Genomic DNA, 6093 nt, shown 5'->3' with positions numbered 1-6093 from the left:
ACAGCTTGTAATATTCGTCGTTGCTAATCTTTTTCATGACGCAAGATTACGAACCAAACAGAAATCAGAAAATATGGGGTTTATCGGACGGATACAATTTTTTCATCTTTTTTCTATTTATGATAATTCAACAACTACATCTTCATCTTTATCCCCACACTCATAAAGATTTGGTCCTGCTAAAGTTGGTACACATTTAGTTAAGGTGTAACCGCCACTAATGTTTACAGTTGATTGTGGAGTAATTTGCTTACTAAAGAAGCTTGCTTTAATACTTTCTAGTTTTTTCATAGTTTTTTTATTTAAAATTAAAGATAATTAAACTTAACCCTCCTATTTGATTGCATTATAAAAATAAAAAATTATAAATAAAAATATTTTAATAAAATAATTTTACTTGACTAACAAATTTTTACTTATTGATTTTTGAGTTTTTAGGTTATAAAAACTCCTTATTGGAATGTGTCGACTTGTATGGATCACTTTTGGAAAAAATGACGAAATATTTATTCTTATTAATAACGCTTTGATTTTTTACTGAAACACAATTTTAAAGACTTAAAAATATGAGATTTGAAACAATCCTTTTGTTCTGCTTTTCAGATTTAAATAGCCCTAATTGACTTCATTTTACAGTAGGGGGTTAATTATGCATGTATATTCCGAAGCATATAGAAGGTTTTATGTATTCTAAGTTTAAAATTCTGTGATATTGACTATTAACAATCTGACCAGATTGAACACTTAAAATTGATCTGTTATCGTTTGCTTTATAGTAGAACTAACACCGTAAATCATAGCAGGAAATACGATAATTAAGAGCAATCTCAAACAGATAAACCGTCACCTTGACAACGGGATGGCATTACAGACAATCTCCAAAACATTAGGTACTTCCCGCAATACGGGTTGAAAGTATCGTCAGTAGATTGATGCCAAAAACTTCCTTTTTACAGCAAAAGCCTGTCTGTCAATGATACAAGATTTTCCAGTTTCGATTTAGGAGCTGGAGAGGGGGGGTTGAACTTCTTTTGTTTCCTAAAATATCAACTAAACGTAGTCCGTAGATTCTTCACTTGATTAAATTATCCTAGATTAAACAAAAAAAACTATTCCCGATCATAATCTGGAATAGTTTTGAAATATGATGCTTATTGAAAGAAGGTTGTCAATTATTTAGTCTTTCCCTCAATTGAAAACGAGCCAGCATTTAATGTGGTACCATTATCTAATGTAACAATAATTGATGCAATAGCAGAATCTTCAGAAGTATTACCTACAGTGAATTTAATCCCATCATCATTCCATGTAGATGGATTTATTTGAAGAGTTGAATTGGTAGGTTCAAAACCTAAACTTGATTTGTCTTTTACTGATTTCCCCAAGTATTCCCCAAGAATTACATATGTACTAGTCAGTTTCAATGTATCTCCATTTTGCACTGGAATTGGATCTGCATTTGATGGCATTTCATAGACCCCAATTATTGTCGGAATGCGTTCTACCAAGCTTTCCAATTGCATAATTAATTTTAAATACTCTGGATCGTTCATAATGGATCCTAAATCACCAGCATATTGTTTTATGAATGAAGGGGTGATAAACATGTAAGTATCCTTATGTACGACCATTGTTGTAGTGGATGATTGTTCTTTAAAGCATGGTCCAAGCTTCACAGTTTGGGAGACGGTCTTCGTGTCTGCTGTCACAACTAATGCACTTACAATAGGCATACCCATTAAATACTCACAAACAAAAATGATGTTAGCTACTTTACTATTAATGGAGGATGATTGGCCGGAGATATTAACCCCTTCTTTACCCATGGTTCCAACCATAGCGGCAGCAAAGCTTAATTCACCTGAGCCTGTAGCTAATCCTAATACAGCTTCTATTAATTCTTTACTAAAATTGGCTCCCCAACTTGATGTGCTATATGAAATATCCGTTTCATTAACATGGACAAAATAACCAGAACCATCTATCACGGCTTCTAAAGCGTCATAATTGTACAAACTATAGTATGGTAGATTGCCATTACTATCCTTTTTCCCATATGGATTCTTGCTTTGAGAAATCGCTTTAGTCATGGCTGCAAAAAATACAGAAACTTCTGCAAATACATCACGAACCGATTGTTGGATCGTGTCAGACTTTTCATCAGTGGAGACCATCATTATGTTTCCTGTTTCATTAAAGACATACCTTTTAACAGCCTGAATATTAAAAGGATCTGGTTGAGGGAGAGAGATTTTAGTTACATCAGCCATGTTTAATTTGTTTAATTTGTTATAAATTCATTTAGTTTATTATAGTTGTCAAGTACTACCCCCGTAGAATATTTTATAATTGACATGTAAATTTTATCATTGTTGTTATGAGCCTTACATATTGGGAATATATAAACCGTTCCACCGGTATTTATTTTAATCGCCTCTGTACCCTTAATCACATGCCCACCAACAAAATCATTTCCACAGTTAAATGTCTTAGCTCCGTTTGAATACTGATAAGATGTACAAAAAGACGGGGATTCTCCATTGTTGCATTTTTCGCTCCAAAGCTTTATCCATGATGTATTCCATGGTTTGGGATCATTAGTACTACCTATGACATTGGCGAAAGGAGCCATACTTGAAAAAGTTATAATGCCTTTATAAGAAGATTTGATAACATTTTGAAGCTCTATAATGTCATGCAAATCAGGTGATTTTTTATCATCTGTTTTATTGATAAACATCGATTTATAATCATGATAATTTTCGTGAGTTACAATTGGAGGTTTCCCAGTTTGTATAACTCCATGTACACCAGAATTCAAAAATTCTTTGATTAATATATTTAGATTATGCTTTAAAGTTTCTATAAATTGATTATTAACAATAGGGAAATTATTTAAAAAATCTGACCAAAGATTAGAAGGGTTGTAATCTTCAACGGAATTATTTATTCTTATTGTTTTAGATAATACCGATTGATTTTCAAAATAGGTGTGAATTGAAATTTGATCCTTGCTTTGATCATCAATACCTGCAATAGTTATTAAGTTGGATATAGGATCAAAATAGGCTGGAATTGAAATGAAAGCAAAAATTTTGTTGCCATGAAATTTACCTATTTCTACTGATTTACTCTTGTAATAGTGTCTGCCCGCATTTAGATTTATTTTTAACGGGAATGTTACATTATATATTGAAAAATCCTTAATAGATAGAGGTTCAATAATTTTTAAATCAAATTGAAGTGTTTTCATAGTAATAAATGTTTAATTTTTAATATGTATATCCGCTTTTACACCAGTAGCCACTAAAAATAATCTAAATCCTAAATTTAAAGTGCTGTGGACTGTTAGCTGTCGACAGTTGACAATTATCCGCAAGATTATTTGTGATAAAATCACATACTGATGCCATTGCGGATAATCATAATTTTTAAATTATTTTTTCGCTTTAGATGCATGAAAGATGCATGAATTAAAGTAAAACCATTTTAACCCGGAAGTGAAACTTCTATTTACACACCTAAATTTCTACACATCTCGTATTTACATTTAAATATATTGATAATTTTAATAAATAAAAAATAATAAAAATTAATAAATTGGTAAATTGTAAAAATTAGATTAAATTGAGTTAACTGCATGCCATAAACTTATTCTAAATTAATTAACAATGAACAAATTTGGAGGAATTTGGACTTTTGAAAAAATTAGGATTTTGGAAAAATATGCGAAGGCATATTTGGAAATAATGAAAGACAGGCCTTACTGGAAGCTAATTTATTTTGATGGCTTTGCTGGATCAGGTGATATAGAGGTAGATGGTGTAATGGATGATAACATTATCCATGGTGCAGCAAAAAAGATTGTTTCTATTCAAGAACCTAGGTTGTTTGATATTTATTATTTTGTCGAGTTAAATAAGAAAAAAGCAGATAGTCTTAAAGTGACTCTTGATCAGGTAAGAAAAAGTGGAGTATTTGTAGTTTCAGAAGACTGTAATAAAAAATTAATAGATTTGGCTAACTTCCTTTCAATAAATGGGAAAACATACAAAGCCTTAGCATTTGTCGATCCCTGCGGAATGGAGGTTAATTGGAATTCAGTTGCTCGTTTAAAAAATATGCCTGTAGATCTATGGATTTTAGTCCCAACTGGATTAGGTCCAAATAGGATGTTGACACGAAATGGTGAAATACCTGACTCCTGGTTTTCTAAACTTGAAAAATTTTTTGGTATCAGTAAAGAACTGATTATGTCAACTTTTTATACTAAGCTCGAGACTATTGATTTATTTGGGGAAAAGCGTATTGAGGTTTTAAAAAATACTAAAGCTATTGAAAAGATAAAACAACTCTACACTAACAAAATCAAAGAAGTATTTAAATTTGTCTCAAATCCCTATGAACTAGAGAATTCAACTCACTGTATAATGTATCACTTCTTTCTAGCATCAAATAATAAGACAGCCGTTACTATTGCTAATGATATCATAAGAAAAACCAAGAACGAAAAATATGGCACAAACTTCAATTGAATGGACTGAACTGACCTGGAACCCAGTGACAGGTTGTACCAAGATATCTGCGGGTTGCAAATTCTGCTATGCAGAAGTGATGTCCAAGCGATTAAAGGCCATGGGTGTAGATAAGTATAAAGATGGATTCAAAAAAGTTAGAATTCACGAGGATGCCTTAAGGATTCCTTATACTTGGAAGAAATCCAAAGTAGTCTTTGTCAACTCCATGTCGGATCTATTCCATAAAGATGTTCCCCTAGAATTTATTCAGCGAGTATTTCAGGTTATGCGTGACAATGGTCAACATGTTTTCCAAGTTCTGACCAAAAGAGCTGATCGACTGGCAGAGATTTCAGATCAACTAAGTTGGTCTCACAATATCTGGATGGGAGTTTCTGTAGAAGATGAAAGAGTTACTGATAGGATTGATTTTTTAAGACAGAGTGGAGCAAGGGTAAAGTTCCTATCCTGTGAACCCTTGATAGGTCCACTTCCCAATCTTAACCTCAAAGAAATCGATTGGGTTATAGTAGGAGGGGAGAGTGGCCATAATCCTCGACCAATGAATTCCGACTGGGTATTGGATATTCAAGAGCAATGTCAGCAAGCCAATGTCGCTTTCTTCTTCAAGCAATGGGGCGGGAAGAACAAGAAAAAAGCCGGTAGAGAACTTAATGGTAAAACTTATGACGAAATGCCGGAGATTGAATTGCAGAAACTGGTTTAAATATCAAATTAATAACATAGAATAATATGGATGTTGAAATTGTTTTGTCTATAGTAATTGCAGCTTGTACAGTCATTTATACTTGAATAAATTTATTGCTTTGGGTTGAAAGTAAAGCCTTAAGATTACAAAAAATCACGCCCCATGTAATAATGTTTCTGAAAAGCACAGAAGATAATAAAACATTGGTCCTTCACGTAAAAAATATTGGTGAAGGTGTTGCATACAATGTTCAAATTAACACTTTAGAAAATTTCAATCAATTCGGTTTGGAGAATGCCCCAATTTCACAATTTGGGATTTTAAAGGAGGGCTTTTCAGCAATGCCCCCAAATTATGAGCTTAAGTTTTTTATAGGTGATTTGGTTGAACTTTATGAAGAAAGTCGTGATAGAAAAATTAAACTTGAAGTGAAGTACAAAAGGAAGGATAAGAAAAACATTTCCGAAGTATTCACTTTGCCATTAGTTCAAGCAATGGGGCAGAATTATTCTACACCGCCAGAAACCTATTTGGGACAAATTCCTTATTATTTGAAAGAAATAAATTCTTCAATTAAAAAGAATACCTTAACAAATAATTCTAATATTTGATTTATGTCTATCGAATAGAAAAGTAAATATGGGAATGCTGTGATTGTTCAAAATCTTATTGGAACAGATAAAATTGTAGTGGTTAATCAGAGGGGTCAACATGCTCCGGAATATCCATTGTTCAACCTTAGCATAATATATTGATTAATATTCGAAGATATGTATCCGTCCGATAAACCCCATATTTTCTGATTTCTGTTTGGTTCGTAATCTTGCGTCATGAAAAAGATTAGCAACGACGAATATTACAAGCTGT

6 protein-coding genes are annotated in these 6093 nt (G+C 32.4%); 3 read left to right on the top strand and 3 right to left on the bottom strand.

Annotation, left to right across the window (positions count from 1 at the left end):
* Positions 1-117: 117 nt before the first annotated feature.
* From BW935_RS18515 to BW935_RS17815, 3 genes are all read right to left on the bottom strand, one after another.
* Complete coding sequence (locus BW935_RS18515) at positions 118-291, bottom strand: hypothetical protein (RefSeq protein WP_175606698.1); 174 nt, start codon at positions 289-291, stop codon at positions 118-120.
* A gap of 881 nt (positions 292-1172) precedes the next feature.
* Positions 1173-2270, bottom strand: coding sequence for a hypothetical protein (locus BW935_RS17820; RefSeq protein WP_076503140.1), 1098 nt, complete (start codon positions 2268-2270; stop codon positions 1173-1175).
* Between the two features lie 11 nt (positions 2271-2281).
* Positions 2282-3253 (bottom strand): hypothetical protein, encoded by a 972-nt coding sequence (locus BW935_RS17815; protein ID WP_076503139.1) that lies wholly within the window; start codon positions 3251-3253, stop codon positions 2282-2284.
* 418 nt (positions 3254-3671) lie between these two features.
* On the opposite strand from BW935_RS17815, the gene tcmP reads away from it, so the two are divergent.
* From tcmP to BW935_RS17800, 3 genes are all read left to right on the top strand, one after another.
* A complete protein-coding gene (gene tcmP, locus BW935_RS17810) occupies positions 3672-4535 on the top strand; it encodes a three-Cys-motif partner protein TcmP (RefSeq protein ID WP_076503138.1) in 864 nt (287 codons plus the stop codon).
* Complete coding sequence (locus tag BW935_RS17805) at positions 4516-5244, top strand: DUF5131 family protein (protein WP_076503137.1); 729 nt, start codon at positions 4516-4518, stop codon at positions 5242-5244. The genes tcmP and BW935_RS17805 overlap by 20 nt, the downstream gene beginning before the upstream one ends.
* A 152-nt stretch (positions 5245-5396) precedes the next feature.
* Entirely contained in the window at positions 5397-5837 is a 441-nt protein-coding gene (locus BW935_RS17800; protein ID WP_076503136.1) for a hypothetical protein, read from the top strand.
* Positions 5838-6093: the final 256 nt, after the last annotated feature.

It is taken from the genome of Belliella pelovolcani (genome assembly GCF_900156785.1).
Lineage (GTDB): Bacteria > Bacteroidota > Bacteroidia > Cytophagales > Cyclobacteriaceae > Belliella > Belliella pelovolcani.
Note: the sequence above shows the minus strand (reverse complement) of the source record. Positions and strands in the feature narration are given on the sequence as shown.